The sequence below is a fragment of the Aggregatibacter sp. Marseille-P9115 genome (assembly GCF_920939465.1).
GTDB classification, from domain to species: Bacteria; Pseudomonadota; Gammaproteobacteria; order Enterobacterales; family Pasteurellaceae; genus Aggregatibacter; species Aggregatibacter segnis_B.
On record NZ_OV100759.1, the window covers coordinates 662327 to 681427 of the forward strand.

Consider the following 19101-nt stretch of genomic DNA (forward strand, 5'->3'; position numbering starts at 1 on the left):
AGAAGGAATGTATATGAGCAAATTCTGCTTACCCCAAGATATTACCCCAGAAATTTTCTTACGTGATTACTGGCAAAAAAAACCTCTCTTAATTCGTAGCGGATTGCCAGAAATTGTAGGTCAATTAGAACCTGATGACATTTTAGAACTTGCCCAAACAGAAGAAGTCGTCGCTCGTTTAATCAAGCAACATAGCGAAGATAATTGGGAACTGTTCACAAGTCCGTTATCTGAAGAGGACTTTAAAAACATGCCGGAGAAATGGTCTGTTTTAGTCCAAAACTTGGAACAATGGTCACCACAACTTGGTAGTTTGTGGAATAAATTCGGTTTTATTCCACAATGGCAGCGCGATGACATTATGGTGTCCTTTGCGCCGCAAGGCGGATCCGTAGGGAAACATTACGATGAATACGATGTTTTCCTTGTGCAGGCTTACGGGCATCGCCGCTGGCAATTAGGTAAATGGTGCGAACCAACAACTGAATTTAAACCTAATCAACCTATTCGTATTTTTGATGATATGGGTGAATTAATTTTAGATGAAGTAATGGCGCCGGGAGATGTACTTTATGTGCCTTCCAGACTCTCCCATTACGGTGTGGCACAAGATGATTGCTTAACGGTTTCTTTCGGTTTACGTTACCCAAACACGAGCGAATTAATTGACAACTTAGAACGTAACCTTTGTCATCCAAATCTAGACGTGAGTGAGCTGAATATCCCATTCCGTTTAACACCTGAAGTCCAAAATACCGGTAAACTCGACACAGCAACAATGCAAGAATTAAAACGCCAATTCTTGCAACAACTGTCTCAATCCAAACAATTTGATCAACTGTTCCAACATGCGTTGGCAACCACAGTAAGTCAAAGACGTTATGAATTACTAGACGTTGGTGAATTCACTGATCTTGATGATGTCGCCGAAATCTTTGAGTTAGGCGGAAAACTGCAACAAGATAACAACTGCAAATTAGTTTATACCGAAAACCCGTTGCGTATTTACGCCAATGGCGAATGGCTTGATGAGTTAAATCAGGCTGAGGCTGAAATACTGAAAAAATTAGCCGATGGCGAAAACGTTGATTACACTTTCTTAACTCAATTGATTGAAAAAGACGGAGAGCTTTCTCTTCATGCGCTCTTTGACAGCATTTGTAACTGGCTGGATGACGGCTGGGCACTATTGCACGAGCACTAAAAAACAATAAAGAGAATGAGCGATAATATTTATTCCGTCAGTCAGCTAAACCAATCTGTACGCTTGATGTTAGAAAATCAACTTGGGCAGGTTTGGCTTACCGGGGAAATTTCTAATTTTACCCAGCCGGTTTCCGGTCATTGGTATTTGAGTTTAAAAGACGAAAATGCCCAAGTGCGTTGCGCCATGTTCCGCATGAAAAATCTGCGCGTGAGCTTTCGTCCAACCAATGGCATGCAAGTGTTGGTGCGTGCTTCCGTCAGTTTGTATGAACCACGCGGTGATTATCAACTGATTATCGAAAGCATGCACCTCGCCGGCGATGGCTTGCTTATGCAGCAGTTTGAGGCATTAAAAGTAAAACTCGCGGCAGAAGGGTTATTCGCTCAAAATCACAAAAAAAACCTACCGCACTTTAGCAAGGCGGTTGGAATTGTTACCTCTCAAACCGGTGCGGCGCTACAAGATATCTTACATATTTTGCAGCGTCGTGACCCAAGTCTGAAAGTCATCATTTATCCAACAGCGGTACAAGGTAAAGATGCGGCAACTGAAATTACGCAGATGATTCAACTTGCTAATCAACGGCAAGAAGTCGATGTGCTGATTGTTGGACGCGGTGGTGGCTCCTTAGAGGATTTATGGTGTTTCAACGAAGAAAAAGTGGCGCGCGCCATTTTCCACTCTGATATTCCAATTATCAGTGCCGTAGGGCATGAAACTGATGTGACTATCGCTGATTTCGTTGCCGACTTACGTGCCCCGACGCCTTCCGCTGCAGCAGAGCTCGTCAGTCGTAACCAAGCAGAATTGATACAACAATTACAATATCGTCAGCAACGGATTGAAATTGCTTTAGATCGAATCTTTGCCGAGAAGAAGCAACAATTACAACACCTCTCGTTGCGTTTACAGCATCGTCATCCGCAATCACAGCTCCGCATTCAACAACAATTAATCACACAATTACGCCATCGTTTACAGCAAAGTTTGCACCATCGCTGGCAAAAAACAGCGGAAAATCTGACCGCACTTTCTACCAGATTATATAAAAATCCGCTGCCACTACGGGTACAACAGCACGAACAGCGAGTGGCGCAACTCAAAGTGCGGTTAAATTCTGAAATGAATTTGAAGCTGGGACTTCAACAAAAACAGCTAGCCCATTTATGTGGAAAATTAGACAGTTTAAGTCCATTGAAAGTGTTGGCGCGTGGCTACTCCATTACGCAAAACGCCAAGTATGGCACGATTAAATCGATTAATGAGGTCAAGATTGGGGAGCAAATAAGAACACGTTTGACTGATGGTGAAATCATTAGTCAAGTCAGCCAAATTGCGAAAAAATAGCTTATTATTTTTTATGCTTTTCCAAAGAGCGGTGCAAAATACTGACGTTTTTGCCTTTATCTTGGAAATACTTGCCCAATTGTTCGGCAACATAGACGGAACGATGTTTACCACCGGTACAACCAATCGCAATGGTCAAATAACTACGGTTATTCTGCTCCAACATCGGCAACCAAGTTTCAATATAAGAACGGGTTAAATAGATAAATTGATGCACTTCATTGTGCTTTTCGAGAAATTCTATCACCGGCTGATCCAAACCTGTCATTGGTCTTAGTGCATGATTCCAATGGGGATTAGGTAAAAAACGGACATCAAAAACATAATCCGCATCCAACGGAATGCCGTATTTAAAACCAAAGGACTCCACCACAATTTTCAATTCCGTATCGGAATGCCCGCGCAAAAATTCGCGTAAACGCTCGGCCAATTCATGTGTGGACAATGATCCTGTATCAATGATGATATTTGCCTGTTGAATCAGTGGATCAAGATGTTTACTTTCTTCGTCAATAGCGGCTTCCAGAGAAAGATCTTGCGTGGATAAGGGGTGTAAACGGCGAGAGTCGCTATAACGACGAACTAACGTTGTTTTATCGGAATCCAAAAAGATGATTTTAACGTTATGTTCTTGTTGAATATGCGCAATCGTCTTTTCCAATACTGAAGGTGACGTTGGCAAATTACGAATATCCAAACTAATCGCAACAGCGTGTTGATTCACAGAAAGAATATTGATTAATTGCGGAACCAAATCTAATGGCAAATTATCTACGCAATAGTAGCCCATATCTTCCAAGGCTCTTAATGCAACGGATTTTCCACCACCGGAACGACCGCTAATAATGATAATTTCCATAATTCCCCCGTTAAACCATTTTTCTTTATTCTTCAGAACCGGATTCCGGTGCTAATGAAGCAGAATCTTCCTCATCAGCTTCTATTTCTTCCGCCTCGCATTGATCATAATGTGAAAAAACGCCCCAAATTTCGTCCGCACTTTTTGCTGCCCGCAGTTGTTTACACAAAGATTTATCCACTAAATTCTCAGCCAACGTTGGCAAATGCTGAACGTAATCACCACACATATTTTCCGGGACCAATACTGCGAAAATTAAATCCACTTCACGTTTATCTGCGGCGTCATAATCAATAGGGCTTTCTAATTGAATAAATACACCTATAGGTTTACCGTTGTTAGGTAGGCGCCCTTTTGGCATTGCGACCCCACCACCTAAACCGGAATTGCCTAATTTCTCACGGGTAAACAAACAATCAAAACAGCATTGCTCGCCATTTTCCATGTGTAATTGTTCTTCCACGATACGCGCAATAGACTCAAAAACTCGTTTTTTGCTGGAAGAAATCATTCCTTGACGAATGGTTTCCGGCGTTAATAACTCAGTAAATTTCATAGATTACAGTTGGAAATCGGCGCCTAAATAAACGTCTTTCACCAATTTGTTATTCATAATTTCAGTTGGTGTGCCGGTTGCAATCATCTTGCCTGAACTTACAATGTAAGCCCGCTCGCACACATCCAAGGTTTCACGTACGTTATGGTCGGTAATTAACACGCCAAGACCACGATCGCGTAAATCTTTAATAATTTTCTTAATATCAATCACGGAAATTGGATCGACCCCGGCAAAAGGCTCATCCAACAAAATGAATTTAGGATTGGCGGCTAAAGCCCGTGCGATTTCTACGCGGCGACGTTCACCACCGGATAAAGATTGCCCCAAACTATCGCGAATATGTCCGATATTAAATTCTTCAATCAGCTCATCTGCTTTTTCTTGGCGTTGAAGTGCGGTCAAATCTTTACGTATTTCCAATACTGCCATCAAATTTTCATACACACTTAAACGGCGAAAAATAGAGGCTTCTTGCGGTAAGTAACCAACACCTTTTTGTGCGCGGTTATGCATTGGCAACAGACTGATATCCTCATCATCAATGCGAATCTTGCCTTGGTCATGATTCACTAACCCCACCACCATATAGAAGGTGGTGGTTTTACCGGCACCATTCGGACCTAATAAGCCAACGATTTCACCTGAATGCACCGTTAAACTAACATCAGAAACCACTTGCCGGTTTTTATAGCTTTTCGCTAAATTTTCAGCATACAGAATCGCCATTTTTTTATCCTATTTGCCATTGGCACGATTTAATTGGGTGGGAATCAATACCGTTTTTACGCGTGCACCGGAATTCGCATTCGCCTTCAGTTGCTGCTTGGCTACATCATAGGTAATAACACTACCGTTAATTTTGCTATCCAATTGTTTTAATTCTGCATCACCGGTCAACGTTAAAAATTCGGTACCGAGGTCATAAACTACTTTATTTGCTTTACCATCCACCGGCTTGCCGTCATCCATGACTTGATGAAAGGTCACCGGATTGCCAAATGCTTCCACTTTATCTTTTTGTTTAGAATTCTCTTCCGGACGGGTAATAACCACTTTGCTCGCTTTGACGATAATGGAACCCTGTGTAATCACCACGTTATCCGTGAAAGTAACGACACGATTATTCATATCCAAAGATTGATTATCGGACACGATGTTAATCGGTTGATTAGTATCTTCTTTTAACGCCAAGGCGGAAAAAGACATCAAAACCAATGTAGAAGCAAGCACAATTTTACTGCTTATTAATTTCATAATGTGTTTTTACCTGTTCTTTTAAAGTGGCCACTTGTTGTTGTAAGTTGCCTGTCAATTTTAAACCTGTCGAACTAAAATCCTGCCCGTTTAATTTCACCATGTTATCGGAAGTAATGTCTTGCGTGGTTAAATTTACTACCGCACTTTCGGTTTCAATACGTTGTAAACGAGATTGTGCAGAAAGGCTTTGTGCCACGACATTACCTTCTAAATACAACATGTTGTTCTTCGTTAAAGTGGCTTTATTCGCACTTAACTCCCAACTTTCCGCGTCAGCACTCTCCGTGCCGGCACGCTGAATTTCAAGATCCAATAGACGCACTTTTGGATTCATAAAATTCGTATGCCCATCCGAGGTGTAATACTCTACTTTGTCGGATGTGGCCAAATACTGTTTTTTGCCGGTCGGTGCATACACCACCGTATTCATTTTCTGCCCGACATATTCCGGCGCGTCTGCCGTCTTAACAAGCGCATTCAGCCCGTCATCTTCTTGATTCAAGCTATAAAACCAAGCTAATAATCCCAATGCGATTACCGCCAACACAATATTCCAACGAATATTCATAACTCTATTTTAAGCCATAACAATTAATAATAGGGCGCAATAATAGCACAACTTTATTGAAAAAATCTAAAAGTGCGGTCAGATTTCGGCACGTTTTAATGGGAACATTTTTGCCCAAAAGAAGTCCAAGGCCGGGCATGAAGAGTGCGTAATTCTATTTGACATTCACGTGGATTTCATAGACTATCGCAACTCATTTTTATTCACTCAAGGCGCTCAAGCCTTCTCATCATTAAGGTTTTATGAACGACGCTTTAATCGAAGTTAAACACCTGACGTTTAAACGTGGCGAACGTGTGATTTATCGCGATCTCAACTTGCGTGTACCTCGCGGCAAAATCACAGCCATTATGGGGCCTTCCGGCATTGGTAAAACCACGTTACTAAAACTGATTGGTGGACAGCTCATCCCCGATGAAGGGGAAATCCTGTTTGACGGGCAAGATATTTGCAAACTGTCTAACAGCGAACTTTATGAAGTGCGTAAACGCATGGGCATGCTATTCCAATCCGGTGCGTTATTCACCGATATTTCAACCTTCGATAATGTGGCCTTTGCCATTCGTGAACACACGAATCTGCCGCCTTCATTAATTCGTCAAATAGTATTAATGAAATTAGAAGCGGTAGGATTACGCGGTGCAGCCGATTTAATGCCGTCCGAACTTTCCGGAGGAATGGCTCGCCGAGCCGCACTTGCCCGCGCGATTGCATTAGATCCGGATTTAATCATGTTTGATGAACCGTTTACTGGACAAGACCCAATTAGCATGGGCGTCATTATTAGTTTAATCAAACGCTTGAATGAGGCCTTAAATCTCACGTCTATCGTGGTTTCTCATGATGTGCAGGAGCTTTTGAGCATTGCGGATTATGCCTACATCATTGCGGATAAACATGTGATTGCCGAAGGAACATCTGCCCAATTACTGGCAAGCCAAGATCCGCAAGTTACCCAATTCTTGCAAGGACATGCTGATGGCCCGGTGCATTTTCATTATCCGGCACCGAATTACCTTGAGGAGCTGTTCAAATGTTAGAAAATTTGATTTCAACGTTTGGCCGTCACGCCATTAATTTTGGACGAGCACTTGGACGTGCCGGTTTTTTACTGTTCGGCGCATTAATTGGCAAACCGCAAGTCCGCAAGCATTTTCCTTTGTTTATTAAACAATTACATGTGCTTGGCGTACAGTCTTTATTAATCATCATGCTTTCCGGGTTATTTATCGGCATGGTACTTGGTTTACAAGGGTATGTGGTTTTAGTGGATTTCTCAGCGGAAACCAGTTTAGGGCAATTAGTCGCCTTATCCCTGCTTCGAGAATTAGGCCCGGTTGTGACCGCACTTTTATTCGCCGGACGGGCAGGTTCCGCATTAACCGCCGAAATTGGTTTAATGAAAGCCACGGAACAATTATCTAGCTTGGAAATGATGGCAGTTGATCCATTACGTCGTGTCATTGCCCCACGTTTTTGGGCGGGGATTATTGCCATGCCGATTTTGTCCATCATCTTTATTGCCATCGGTATTTGGGGCGGTTCTTTAGTCGGCGTCGATTGGAAAGGCGTGGATGCCGGTAGTTTTTGGTCCGTGATGCAAAGCTCGGTAACTTGGAGCCATGATATTTTAAACGGCACTATTAAAAGTATATTTTTCGCCATTGCGGTCGTTTGGATTGCGTTATTTAACGGCTACGATTGTATTCCAACCTCCGAAGGCATCAGCAAAGCCACCACCAGAACGGTAGTGCATGCTTCATTAGTCGTCCTCGGTTTAGACTTTGTACTGACCGCCATTATGTTCGGCGCAAATTAATCTCTGTTTGTAAGGAAATCTTATGCGACAAACTATTAAATATGAATTTTGGGTGGGTTTATTTTTACTGCTCGGTATCGGTTCACTGATTTTTTTAGGTTTAAAAGTGGCTAATGTGCAAGGCTTCAGCGAAACCAAATCGTATCGCGTGTATGCGACTTTTGATAATATCGGTGGTCTTAAAGTGCGTGCACCACTTAAAGTAGGTGGTGTTGTTGTGGGGCGTGTCTCCGAAATTGAATTGGATCCGCAAAGCTATTTACCCAAAGTGACCATTGCTATTAACCAAGAATACAATAAGATCCCAGAAACCAGCTCGTTATCCATTAAAACAGCCGGCTTATTGGGTGAGCAATATATTGCCCTCAGCATTGGCTTTGATGATGGCGAAATTGCAATGTTGAAAGACGGCGATAAAATCGTCGACACGAAGTCTGCCATGGTATTAGAAGATTTGATTGGTCAATTCTTATATGGCGACAAAGAGAAAAAAGAAGCTGCCGAAACCTCGGAAGCGACGAATAAATAACGTGACAGGAGAAACTCTCAATGTTGAAAAATGTAAAATACTGGTTAGCAAAAACGTTAGTCATTTTCACCGCACTTTTTGCTGTACAACAAGCCATCGCGGAAGATACACCCTATGATTTAACGCAGAAAGTATCCAATAAGTTGTTTAATGACATCAAAAGCAATCAACACAAAATTAAACAAGATCCGAACTATTTAAAAACCATCGTGCGTCAAGACTTAATGCCTTACGTTCATGTGAAATATGCCGGTTCTAAAATTTTGGGCCAGAACTATCAAACCGTTACGCAAGAACAACGTGATCGTTATTTCGCTGTATTGGACAAATACATTGAACAGGTTTATGCCCAAGTATTAACCCTGTATAGCGATCAAAGTATCCAAATCGGCAAAATGAAAGAAGAATCCGGTAGCCTTGCGATTGTGAATGTCAAAGTGGCACAGCCGAATAATCAACCACCGTTAAATGTTGATTTCTATTGGTATAAAAACAGCAAAACAGGACAATGGCAGGTGTATGACATGACCGCAGGCGGTGCGAGCATGGTAAATACTAAGCAACAAGAATGGAGCCCGATCATTCGCAAACAAGGATTGGATGCCCTCAGCGCACAACTACAAAAAGCTGCTGATACGCCAATTACACTGAGCAAATAAGCCATGCAACAGACACAAAGTTTACGTTGGGCATCACAAGTAAATAATGATAGAATAACGCTCCAATTATCAGGAGAGTTATCTCGTAACACGTTGTTGCCACTATGGCAGCAACGTGCTTCTTTTTTATTGGGAAAATCATCGGCAGAACAAAATATCTATTGGGACTTAAGCCAGGTTACTCGCATAGATTCTGCCGGTTTTGCTTTATTGTGTGACTTTTTACAACACAACCAAACCCGATTGCCTAAAGGTCGTGTACAAGTTTTACAGTGCCCACCTTCGGAATTACTGACATTGGCAGATCTTTTCGGCTTATCCGATTGGCTTGCTCAATTTATCCCACAAGATGGAAATATTTAATGGAAACTCAAGAAATCGAAAGAATTTTAAAAGAAGCGCTTAATCTTGATGAAGTGTATGTACAAGGTGAAAACGCACATTATGGTGTCATCGCTGTCAGTGATCAGTTTGAAGGGCTCTCCAAAGTCAAACAGCAACAAATGATTTACGCACCACTTCTAAATCACATTTCCAGTAATGAAATCCACGCGCTTTCTATCCGCACTTATACTGTTGAAAAATGGAAACGTGAACGCTTACTTAATCAACCGGCTTAATTTCCACAGGATATTCTCATGCAAAAATTTCGTGTTTATGGACAATCATGTTTGAAAGGCACCGTTGATATTTCAGGTGCTAAAAATGCTGCATTACCTATTCTTTTTGCTGCAATTCTGGCTACCGAGCCTGTTACGTTAACCAACGTACCGGATCTTAAAGACATTGAAACAACACTAAAAATCTTACGCCAATTAGGTGTTGAGGTTGAGCGTAACGCACAAGGTGTCGTACGTTTAGATGCCTCCAAAATTAATCATTTCATTGCGCCATACGAATTGGTAAAAACCATGCGCGCCTCAATTTGGGCGTTAGCACCATTAGTTGCACGTTTCAATCAAGGCCAAGTGTCTTTGCCGGGTGGCTGTTCCATTGGCGCTCGTCCGGTAGATTTACACATCAGTGGCTTGGAACGCCTTGGCGCCAAAATTGTACTTGAAGACGGCTATGTAAAAGCCTATGTCGATAGCCGTTTAATCGGGACTCGTATCGTGATGGAAAAAGTCAGCGTGGGTGCAACTCTTTCCATCATGATTGCCGCGACCTTAGCTAAAGGTACAACCGTCATTGAAAATGCGGCCCGTGAACCGGAAATTGCAGATACGGCAGAATTCCTAAATAAAATGGGTGCAAAAATCAGCGGTGCAGGTTCAGACGCCATTACTATCGAGGGTGTAGATCGCTTAACCGGCTGTGAGCACAGCGTTGTGCCGGATCGTATTGAAACCGGAACATTCTTAGTCGCTGCAGCAATTTCCGGTGGACGTGTCGTTTGTAAAAACACCAAAGCCAACACCTTAGATGCTGTGATCGATAAATTACGTGAAGCCGGTGCCCAAGTTGATGTCACTGAAGATACAATCACCCTAGATATGCTTGGCAACCGTCCAAAAGCGGTCAATATTCGTACCGCACCTTATCCTGGTTTTCCAACGGACATGCAAGCACAGTTCACCTTATTAAATATGGTGGCAAACGGCACCAGTATCATCACCGAAACTATTTTTGAAAATCGTTTCATGCACATCCCTGAATTGATTCGTATGGGAGGAAAAGCAGAAATTGAAGGTAATACAGCGATTTGTCACGGTGTTGCTCACTTGTCCGGCGCTGAAGTCATGGCAACCGATTTACGCGCCTCCATTAGCCTTGTCCTTGCCGGCTGTATCGCCACAGGTGAAACTATCGTCGATCGTATCTATCACATCGATCGTGGTTATGAACGTATTGAGGAAAAACTACGAGGCTTAGGCGCACGAATTGAGCGCTTTTCAGAAGAAACTGAAGAAGTGTAATTTGAAAACCTAAAAAGAAAGGCTTAAGTTTTTCAACTTAAGCCTTTTTATTTAAATCAATCAATTAACGCGTAGAAAGTTGGAAAATCATGGATTCAGCCTGGCAGCCAAACTCAAATTGTGCTTTTAATTTGTAGCCATTTTCGACCGCACTTATTTCACTGTTGATATTGCACGGATCGCTTTCTGCCGCTCTCGCTTTTTCAGTTAAATAGGCTAATGCTTCTTTTGCCTGCGCTTCCGTTGCATAAACCTGTTCAAAATCAATGGTGCAATCGGAGCCGTCAATGACTGTGCCGACATCAACACAACAACACACTTTAGCTTCTTCAGCTTGGCATTTTAACGAACTCATATTCTCTCCTTTATAAAATCAGTTGAAACTTTCAATTATTTTAGCATTATTAAAATACAATACAAAATTTGACCGCACTTTTCCTGTCTGACTGGTCTGAACACTTTACAAAAACCGAAAAGAACGTTGCTCCGCCTCCCTGCCTTTCTTAGAATGACCAGCTTTTAAATAACAATCAATAAACTTTGACCAGACGTCACCTTCGGGCAGGCGCAGAAAAAGGTAACAAAATGACAACGAGCAAATTGACAAAAACTCTCCTCTCTACTCTTCTTCTTGGTGCTGCAACCGGTGCATCCGCTGCCGCATTCCAATTAGCGGAGGTTTCTACCTCCGGTTTAGGCCGCGCTTATGCAGGTGAAGCGGCAATGGCCGATAACGCCTCTGTAGTCGCCACTAACCCGGCATTAATGAGCCTCTTCAAACAAAAAGAATTTTCTGCAGGCGGTGTTTATGTAGACTCACGCATTCACATGTATGGTCCGGTAACGGCTACCACCGCAAGCGGATTAAAGCTTGCGACCGGAAACGCAAATGCAAATAGCGTTGTTCCAGGTGCCTTTATCCCTAACATGTATTTTGTTTCTCCGATCAATGACAAATTTGCTTTAGGCGCGGGAATGAATGTTAACTTTGGTTTAAAAAGTGAGTACTCTCGTGACTACGATGCCGGCATTTTCGGTGGGGTAACCGATTTAACAACAATTAACTTAAATCTAAGCGGTTCATACAAAATCACTGATAATTTAACTGCCGGTCTAGGAATTAATGGTGTTTATGCCAAAGCTGAAGTTGAACGTACCGCAGGGATTGCCATTACCGGCGTTAAAAATATACTTAAAGCCAAGGGCGAAGACGCTGTGAAAAGCCAATTGAGTGGGGCAATTCGAGCTAAAAATCCAAGAGTTTCACAAGCAGCAGCCGATGCTTTAGCCCAAAAAACCATTAATAATTTAAAAAGCTTAGATAAGCAGGACTCCCTCGTACATTTAAAAGATAATGCTTGGGGATTTGGTTGGAATGCCGGTTTAATGTATGAATTTAACCAAGATAACCGCGTTGGTTTAGCTTATCACTCCAAAATCGATATTGACTTTACCGATCGCAATGCGCTTAGCTTACAACAGCATCAAGGTGCATTAACGCCTTATGTCGCTGAAGGTAGCTTAACCTTGAAATTACCAGCCTACTGGGAATTCTCCGGTTTCCATCAACTAACCGATCACTGGGCGGTTCACTATAGCTATAAATATACGGAATGGAACCGTTTCAAAGAATTACGTGGTACATACCAAGATGGCTCCGGCTATGAAGCTTTTGCGAAGAAAGAAGAATACAAAAACAATTCTCGCTTTGCTGTTGGTACAACCTATAACTTCAGTGATGCGCTCACTTTACGTGCCGGTTTAGCATACGATCAAGCTGCAAGCAAAAAACATTTATCTGCGTCAATTCCTGACACGGATCGCATGTGGTATAGCTTAGGTGCAACCTATAAATTCACACCGAATTTATCTGTTGATGTAGGTTTTTCTCATTTGCGTGGCAAGAAAAAACACTTTGTTGAAACACAAAATATTAAAGGCTTGCTCGTTGTTGAAGCAGATTACACCACAAAAGCATCTGCCAACCTTTACGGTTTAAACCTCAATTACCGTTTCTAATCGGCATAAAAATTCCGCATAATATAAAGCGTACTTCGGTACGCTTTTATTTTTGTGAAACAGAGAAAAATATGACCGCACTTTTTTACCGTTATTACTCATCGCCCATCGGCAAATTACTGATGCTATCTGATGGCAAGTATTTAACCCATTTGGATTTTGAACTGGAACAATTTGCGCCCAATCCAAAATGGCAGGAAAACAACGATTTGCCCCTGTTTACGCAAATTTGTTCGGCACTTGATCGGTATTTCAACGGCGAACCGGAACGTTTTGATGACATTCCGTTGGCACCGCAAGGCACACCATTTCAGCAACGCATTTGGCAGGCTCTACGCCAAATCGGCCATGGCGAAACGACAAGTTATGGCGAGTTGGCCAAACGCATTGAGAACCCCAATGCGGTGCGTGCGGTGGGCGGTGCAGTCGGGAGCAACCCGATCAGTATTATCATTCCTTGCCATCGTATTTTAAGCAAAGACGGAAAACTGACCGGATTCGGTGGCGGCTTAATTGCTAAACGTTTTCTACTCCAACTGGAAAACATTCCTTATATTGATAAAGGCAAAGAAACGGTTAAACCTCGCTTTTTCAAGAAATACCACTCATGATCCCAAAAACGACCAAAGAACTTCTTTCCCGTGCGCAAGCCATTGCCGGACTGAGTTTTGGCGAGTTAGCGATACAACTCGGCATTGCCGTGCCTCCGGATTTAAAACGTGATAAAGGCTGGGTGGGTATGCTGCTTGAAACAGCACTGGGTGCAACGGCAGGCAGCAAAGCTGAACAGGATTTTCGCCATTTGGGCATTGAACTGAAAACCCTCCCAATCAATGCGCAAGGCTATCCTTTGGAAACCACTTTCGTGAGTCTGGCACCCCTCATCCAAAATAGTGGCGTAAATTGGCAAAATTCCCATGTGCGCTATAAGTTGTCTCGCGTTCTTTGGATTCCTGTTGAAGGAAGCCGTTCTATTCCCCTGGCAGAAAGACGCATCGGTATCCCTATCCTTTGGCAACCTAGCGAACAGCAAGAACGCCTACTGCAACGAGACTGGGAAGAACTCATGGATTACATCGTACTAGGTCAACTGGATAAAATTAATGCGCGTTTAGGCGAAGTCTTGCAACTCCGCCCAAAAGGCGCGAATAGCAAGTCCTTAACCAAAGGTATTGGTAAAAATGGGGAAATTATCGATACGCTTCCTCTCGGTTTTTACTTGCGTAAAGCATTTACCCACGAAATTCTGCAACAATTTGTGCAGCAGAACACTTAGCCTCTTTTCATTTCATCGTCAAAGCTATATGATCGCGCACCCATTTGTACTTTAAGGAAACATTATGTTTGAATGGCTATTAAGCCCTGAGGCGTTAGTCGCCTTATTTACCCTCACCGCACTGGAAATTGTGTTGGGTATCGACAACATTATTTTAATCAGTATTCTCGTTGCTAAGTTGCCTCCCAAACAACGACAACCGGGACGTATTATCGGCTTAAGCCTTGCCATGGGCACTCGAATTTTACTTCTATTGACCCTTTCTTGGATGATGCACCTGATAGAGCCTCTGTTTGAGCTCTTTGGTAAAGGCGTTTCTGGACGAGATTTAATTCTGTTTTTCGGCGGTTTGTTCTTAATCGTTAAAAGTACCAATGAAATTCGTGAAGCGATGACACCACATACAGAAGAAGAACACCATGAAATCAGCAAAAAAGTAAGTTTTATCGGTGTGTTAATTCAAATTGCCTTGCTTGATATCGTGTTCTCACTGGATTCCGTCATTACCGCGGTGGGCATGGTGAATCAAATTGAAATTATGGTCACCGCAATTATTATTGCCGTGGGCATGATGATGTTTGCTGCCAAACCGATTGGCGATTTTGTAGAAAGCCACCCGACGTTCAAAATTTTAGCACTCGCCTTTTTGATTCTTATCGGTATTACGTTAATTATCGAAAGCTTCGGTTTCCATGTACCAAAAGCTTATATTTACTTCGCCATGGGCTTTTCCGTCTTTGTGGAAGTGTTGAATACAAAAATGCGTAAACGCTTAGGCATGAAACTTTAAACCATCTAAGTGCGGTCGAAAATTCATTTGTTTTTTTGACCGCACTTTTTAAGCAAAAATAAAGGCGGTATCAAACCGCCTTTTCTTTTCTCACGCTATTAGTAATACATTTCAAATTCCACCGGATGCGGTGTCATATTTAAACGTGTGACTTCCTTGCGTTTTACGCTAATAAATGCCTGTACAAATTCTTTGGTAAACACATTGCCTTGTGTTAAGAATTCAAAATCGTTTTCTAAGGCGTTTAACGCTTCTTCTAAAGAACCGGCGACAGATGGAATATCTTTCAATTCTTCCGGTGGTAAATCATAAAGGTTTTTGTCCATCGCATCACCCGGATGAATTTTATTCACCACACCATCCAAGCCCGCCATTAATAACGCCGCAAATGCTAAATACGGGTTAGCTAAAGGATCCGGGAAGCGCGCTTCCACACGAATGGCTTTCGGACTGGTCACGGCAGGAATACGAATGGACGCCGAACGATTGCTTGCGGAATACGCCAATAACACCGGCGCTTCAAAGCCTGGCACCAAACGTTTATAAGAGTTGGTGCTTGGGTTGGTAAAGGCATTTAACGCTTTCGCATGTTTGATGATACCGCCGATGTAATAAAGTGCGGTCTCTGAAAGCCCGGCATATTTATCCCCTTGGAAAATATTTTTACCGTCTTTACTCAAGGACATATTACAGTGCATCCCCGAACCGTTATCACCGGTAATCGGTTTCGGCATGAAACAGGCGGTTTTGCCGTATTCTTTTGCCACGTTATGCACGATGTATTTATAAATTTGGGTTTCATCCGCTTTCAACGTTAAGGTGTTGAACTTCGTGGCGATTTCATTTTGTCCGGCTGTGGCTACTTCGTGGTGGTGTGCTTCAATCACCAAGCCCATTTCTTCCATTAACAAACACATCTCGGAACGAATATCATGTGCCGTATCAATCGGTGCCACCGCACAATAGCCGCCTTTTTTCAGCGGACGATAAGCATTGTTGCCATTTTCATAACGCTTGTTGGTGTTCCACGCGGCTTCAACATCATCCACTTGATAAGTATTGCCATTCATCGACACATCGAAACGCACATCATCAAAGAGGAAAAATTCTGGTTCCGGTCCGAAGAAAGCTTGATCCGCCACGCCGGTGGAACGCATATAATTTTCTGCGCGAAGTGCGATTGAACGCGGGTCACGATCATAGCTTTGCATCGTTGTCGGTTCTGCAATACTGCAACGTAGGGACAACGTTGGAATCTGAGCGAAAGGATCGACAAAGGCAGTTTCGGCAATCGGCATTAATAACATATCCGCCTTATTAATCGCTTTCCAACCCTCTACAGAGGAACCGTCAAACATTTTGCCGTCTTCAAATAAATCCTCGTCAACCAAACTCACCGGTAAAGAAACACCATGTTCTTTGCCTTGAATATCGGTAAAACGAAGTAACACAAATTTGATGTCATTTTCTTCAATGAGTTTAAACACATTGTCAATCGCGTTAGACATACTAGTAAATCCTCTAAGACGTGGGTTAATTAAGATAAAATGGGGAAAAAGAATGCGTATAAAAATAGCATATTCTGGCCTGATTTCATAAAAGTATTTGATTCATTCACTTGAATTTTCTTCATCAAATGCCTTTTTTATTTTTTATAAAACCAACTTTTTATTGTTCAAATTTTCTCCCATTTATTCATAGCAGACCCTCATAAAAAGTTGTATAATCTGCGCCTTTCGCATTTTTGGCACTAAAAGTGCGGTCAGAAAATTATCTCTTTTTTTATTATTAGCTTAGGCTTAAGAATTCTCAATGACAGATCAAATAGACATTAACAAACTGCGTAATATCGCAATCATTGCCCACGTTGACCACGGCAAAACCACATTAGTCGATAAATTATTACAACAATCCGGTACTTTCGATGCCACCCGCGGTGATGCGGATGAGCGCGTCATGGACTCTAACGATATCGAAAAAGAACGCGGTATTACCATTTTGGCAAAAAATACCGCCATTAATTGGAACGGCTACCGTATTAACATTGTGGACACCCCGGGACACGCGGACTTCGGCGGCGAAGTAGAACGCGTATTATCCATGGTGGACTGCGTATTATTAGTGGTAGATGCCTTTGACGGCCCAATGCCACAAACCCGTTTCGTAACACAAAAAGCGTTTGCCCATGGCTTAAAACCGATCGTGGTCATCAACAAAGTTGACCGTCCTGGCGCACGCCCTGACTGGGTGGTCGATCAAGTGTTCGATTTATTCGTGAACCTTGGTGCCACTGACGAACAGTTAGACTTCCCGATTATTTATGCCTCCGCCTTAAACGGCGTTGCCGGTTTGGAACACGACGATTTAGCTGCTGACATGACACCGCTATTTGAAGCCATCGTCAAATACGTTGAACCACCGAAAGTGGAACTCAACGCCCCATTCCAAATGCAAATTTCCCAATTAGACTACAACAGCTATGTGGGTGTTATCGGTGTTGGTCGTATTAAACGTGGTACGGTGAAACCTAACCAAAGCGTAACCATCATCGACAGTTTCGGAAAAACCCGTACCGGTAAAATCGGTCAGGTATTGGGACACCTTGGATTACAACGCTACGAAGAAGATATTGCCAGCGCAGGCGACATCGTGGCGATTACCGGCCTTGGCGAGCTCAACATTTCCGATACCATTTGCGACATCAACAACGTAGAAGCCTTACCGGCATTAAGCGTTGATGAACCAACCGTCACCATGTTCTTCTGCGTTAACACCTCACCGTTCTGCGGTAAAGAAGGGAAATACGTGACATCTCGTCAGATTTTAGAGCGCTTAAACAAAGAGCTTGTGCATAACGTAGCATTGCGCGTAGAAGAAACCCCAAACCCAGATGAATTCCGTGTTTCCGGTCGTGGTGAATTGCATTTATCCGTGTTAATCGAAAATATGCGTCGCGAAGGCTACGAATTAGCCGTCTCCCGCCCCAAAGTCATCTTTAAAGAAGTGGATGGACACAAACAAGAACCGTTTGAACAAGTCACCATCGACATTGAAGACCAACACCAAGGCGCGGTAATGGAAGCTCTTGGTATCCGCAAAGGTGAAGTAAAAGATATGGTGCCGGATGGTAAAGGACGTACACGTTTAGAATATGTGATCCCAAGCCGTGGCTTAATCGGTTTCCGTAATGAATTCATGACCATGACTTCCGGTACCGGATTGCTCTACTCCAGTTTCAGTCATTACGATGATGTGAAACCGGGCGAAATCGGTCAGCGTAAAAATGGTGTATTGATTTCCAATGCGACAGGTAAAGCCTTGGCTTACGCGTTATGGGGCTTGCAAGAGCGCGGCAAACTGATGATCGATCACGGCGCCGAAGTGTACGAAGGTCAAATCATCGGTATTCACAGCCGTTCTAACGACTTAACTGTGAACTGCTTACAAGGGAAAAAACTCACCAATATACGCGCTTCCGGTAAGGATGACGCCATTGCGTTAACCACACCAATTAAATTCAGCCTTGAACAAGCCATTGAATTTATTGATGATGACGAATTGGTGGAAATTACCCCGCAATCTATCCGCATCCGTAAAAAATTATTAACGGAAATGGATCGTAAACGTGCTAACAGAACAACAACCAGCACGAGCACACATTAATTCGTTTAAAATCTAAAAAGTGCGGTGCGTTTTTCAAAAGTTCGGTATTATGTAGCAGTTGCACAAAGACCTAACCACTTGAAAATACTAGAATCTCCATTGAAATTTTAACTCAATGGAGATTTTTTATTATGGCAGAATCCCACCTTATCTCGCAACTGGCGAAGTTGATTGAAACCCAATATAAAGAAAAAGCCGTTTTAGAGCATCAACTCGCCCAATTGGAACAGCAAAAAGCCAATGTGGATGAAAAAATATTGAATTTTGAAAGAACATTAACACTTATCGATCCTGATTTTGACCTAAGAAAGATTAAAACAGAGTTTAATGCCTCTCAACTCATTAAACGCCGATTATTTAAACAAGATCTAAAATGGCTCATTTCAAAGGTGTTAAGGCAAGATAACCGTTGGCGGAATTTATATTCAATTACATCAAATGTGATGGGATTAGATTGTGAAAATAAATATTCCTTTTCAGTAACTAGAGAACATGAGCTTGCAGTGATTAGGGTATTAAGAGATTTATACAAGAAAGGAATTATTGAACGGAGAGAAGTTGAATTACATAAACGAACAATAAAGCGAGGATTTTTCAGACGTTCTGAATGGCGATTAAAACCTCTTGAGTAAA

At 42.5% G+C, this 19101-nt stretch carries 22 protein-coding genes; 15 read left to right on the top strand and 7 right to left on the bottom strand.

Going from position 1 to position 19101, the window contains the following annotated elements:
- Positions 1-13 precede the first annotated feature (13 nt).
- Together LQ983_RS02980 and xseA are read left to right on the top strand one after the other, a co-directional pair.
- On the top strand, positions 14-1204 hold the full coding sequence (locus tag LQ983_RS02980) for a cupin domain-containing protein (protein ID WP_230621573.1): 1191 nt from the start codon (positions 14-16) through the stop codon (positions 1202-1204).
- 15 nt (positions 1205-1219) lie between these two features.
- The gene (gene xseA / locus LQ983_RS02985; RefSeq protein WP_230621574.1) at positions 1220-2554 is read left to right on the top strand and encodes an exodeoxyribonuclease VII large subunit; all 1335 of its coding nucleotides are present in this window, start codon (positions 1220-1222) and stop codon (positions 2552-2554) included.
- A gap of 4 nt (positions 2555-2558) precedes the next feature.
- Here the strand turns inward: xseA and rapZ are convergent, their stop codons facing one another.
- From rapZ to lptC, 5 genes are read right to left on the bottom strand one after another with little or no spacing between them, the layout of a single operon-like run.
- Positions 2559-3413 carry an RNase adapter RapZ gene (gene rapZ, locus LQ983_RS02990; RefSeq protein ID WP_230621575.1) on the bottom strand — a complete coding sequence of 285 codons (855 nt, stop codon included), beginning with the start codon at positions 3411-3413 and terminating at the stop codon, positions 2559-2561.
- A gap of 25 nt (positions 3414-3438) precedes the next feature.
- Positions 3439-3969 (bottom strand): PTS IIA-like nitrogen regulatory protein PtsN, encoded by a 531-nt coding sequence (ptsN, locus tag LQ983_RS02995; RefSeq protein ID WP_230621576.1) that lies wholly within the window; start codon positions 3967-3969, stop codon positions 3439-3441.
- A 3-nt stretch (positions 3970-3972) separates the two neighbouring features.
- A complete protein-coding gene (lptB, locus tag LQ983_RS03000) occupies positions 3973-4698 on the bottom strand; it encodes an LPS export ABC transporter ATP-binding protein (protein ID WP_006717267.1) in 726 nt (241 codons plus the stop codon).
- A gap of 9 nt (positions 4699-4707) precedes the next feature.
- Positions 4708-5226 (bottom strand): lipopolysaccharide transport periplasmic protein LptA, encoded by a 519-nt coding sequence (lptA, locus tag LQ983_RS03005; RefSeq protein ID WP_230621577.1) that lies wholly within the window; start codon positions 5224-5226, stop codon positions 4708-4710.
- Positions 5207-5797 carry an LPS export ABC transporter periplasmic protein LptC gene (lptC, locus tag LQ983_RS03010; RefSeq protein ID WP_230621578.1) on the bottom strand — a complete coding sequence of 197 codons (591 nt, stop codon included), beginning with the start codon at positions 5795-5797 and terminating at the stop codon, positions 5207-5209. The genes lptA and lptC overlap by 20 nt, the downstream gene beginning before the upstream one ends.
- A gap of 242 nt (positions 5798-6039) precedes the next feature.
- Here lptC and mlaF point away from each other — a divergent pair, with 242 nt between their 5' ends.
- Genes mlaF through murA form a run of 7 tightly spaced genes read left to right on the top strand, consistent with a single transcriptional unit; the run spans position 6040 to position 10720 of the window.
- Entirely contained in the window at positions 6040-6837 is a 798-nt protein-coding gene (gene mlaF, locus LQ983_RS03015) for a phospholipid ABC transporter ATP-binding protein MlaF (protein WP_006717262.1), read from the top strand.
- A complete protein-coding gene (mlaE, locus tag LQ983_RS03020) occupies positions 6831-7616 on the top strand; it encodes a lipid asymmetry maintenance ABC transporter permease subunit MlaE (RefSeq protein ID WP_230621579.1) in 786 nt (261 codons plus the stop codon). The genes mlaF and mlaE overlap by 7 nt, the downstream gene beginning before the upstream one ends.
- A gap of 22 nt (positions 7617-7638) precedes the next feature.
- Positions 7639-8145 (top strand): outer membrane lipid asymmetry maintenance protein MlaD, encoded by a 507-nt coding sequence (gene mlaD, locus LQ983_RS03025; RefSeq protein ID WP_109433355.1) that lies wholly within the window; start codon positions 7639-7641, stop codon positions 8143-8145.
- A gap of 20 nt (positions 8146-8165) precedes the next feature.
- A complete protein-coding gene (gene mlaC / locus LQ983_RS03030) occupies positions 8166-8804 on the top strand; it encodes a phospholipid-binding protein MlaC (protein WP_230621580.1) in 639 nt (212 codons plus the stop codon).
- Positions 8805-8807: 3 nt separating this feature from the next.
- Positions 8808-9167 (top strand): lipid asymmetry maintenance protein MlaB, encoded by a 360-nt coding sequence (locus tag LQ983_RS03035; protein WP_230621581.1) that lies wholly within the window; start codon positions 8808-8810, stop codon positions 9165-9167.
- Positions 9167-9424 (top strand): BolA family protein, encoded by a 258-nt coding sequence (locus LQ983_RS03040; protein WP_048748960.1) that lies wholly within the window; start codon positions 9167-9169, stop codon positions 9422-9424. Before LQ983_RS03035 ends, LQ983_RS03040 begins: the two co-directional genes overlap by 1 nt.
- An 18-nt stretch (positions 9425-9442) precedes the next feature.
- Complete coding sequence (gene murA, locus LQ983_RS03045) at positions 9443-10720, top strand: UDP-N-acetylglucosamine 1-carboxyvinyltransferase (RefSeq protein WP_111295909.1); 1278 nt, start codon at positions 9443-9445, stop codon at positions 10718-10720.
- A 64-nt stretch (positions 10721-10784) separates the two neighbouring features.
- Here the strand turns inward: murA and LQ983_RS03050 are convergent, their stop codons facing one another.
- Positions 10785-11075, bottom strand: a complete 291-nt coding sequence (locus tag LQ983_RS03050; protein ID WP_230621582.1) for a YfcZ/YiiS family protein — start codon at positions 11073-11075, stop codon at positions 10785-10787.
- A gap of 230 nt (positions 11076-11305) precedes the next feature.
- Between LQ983_RS03050 and LQ983_RS03055 the strand changes: the two genes are divergently transcribed.
- The 4 genes from LQ983_RS03055 (at position 11306) to LQ983_RS03070 (ending at position 14805) form a co-directional block, all read left to right on the top strand.
- A complete protein-coding gene (locus LQ983_RS03055; protein WP_230621583.1) occupies positions 11306-12739 on the top strand; it encodes an outer membrane protein transport protein in 1434 nt (477 codons plus the stop codon).
- Positions 12740-12810: 71 nt separating this feature from the next.
- Entirely contained in the window at positions 12811-13350 is a 540-nt protein-coding gene (locus tag LQ983_RS03060; RefSeq protein WP_230621584.1) for a methylated-DNA--[protein]-cysteine S-methyltransferase, read from the top strand.
- Positions 13347-14015, top strand: coding sequence for a DNA mismatch repair endonuclease MutH (gene mutH, locus LQ983_RS03065; protein WP_230621585.1), 669 nt, complete (start codon positions 13347-13349; stop codon positions 14013-14015). The genes LQ983_RS03060 and mutH overlap by 4 nt, the downstream gene beginning before the upstream one ends.
- A 64-nt stretch (positions 14016-14079) precedes the next feature.
- Positions 14080-14805, top strand: a complete 726-nt coding sequence (locus LQ983_RS03070) for a TerC family protein (protein WP_230621586.1) — start codon at positions 14080-14082, stop codon at positions 14803-14805.
- A gap of 98 nt (positions 14806-14903) precedes the next feature.
- On the opposite strand, the gene glnA is transcribed toward LQ983_RS03070, so the two are convergent.
- Entirely contained in the window at positions 14904-16313 is a 1410-nt protein-coding gene (gene glnA, locus LQ983_RS03075; RefSeq protein ID WP_230621587.1) for a glutamate--ammonia ligase, read from the bottom strand.
- Between the two features lie 304 nt (positions 16314-16617).
- Between glnA and typA the strand changes: the two genes are divergently transcribed.
- Both typA and LQ983_RS03085 read left to right on the top strand, forming a co-directional pair.
- Positions 16618-18468: a translational GTPase TypA gene (typA, locus tag LQ983_RS03080; RefSeq protein WP_230621588.1), complete on the top strand. Its 1851-nt coding sequence runs from the start codon at positions 16618-16620 to the stop codon at positions 18466-18468.
- 131 nt (positions 18469-18599) lie between these two features.
- Positions 18600-19100 (top strand): hypothetical protein, encoded by a 501-nt coding sequence (locus tag LQ983_RS03085; protein ID WP_230621589.1) that lies wholly within the window; start codon positions 18600-18602, stop codon positions 19098-19100.
- Position 19101: the final 1 nt, after the last annotated feature.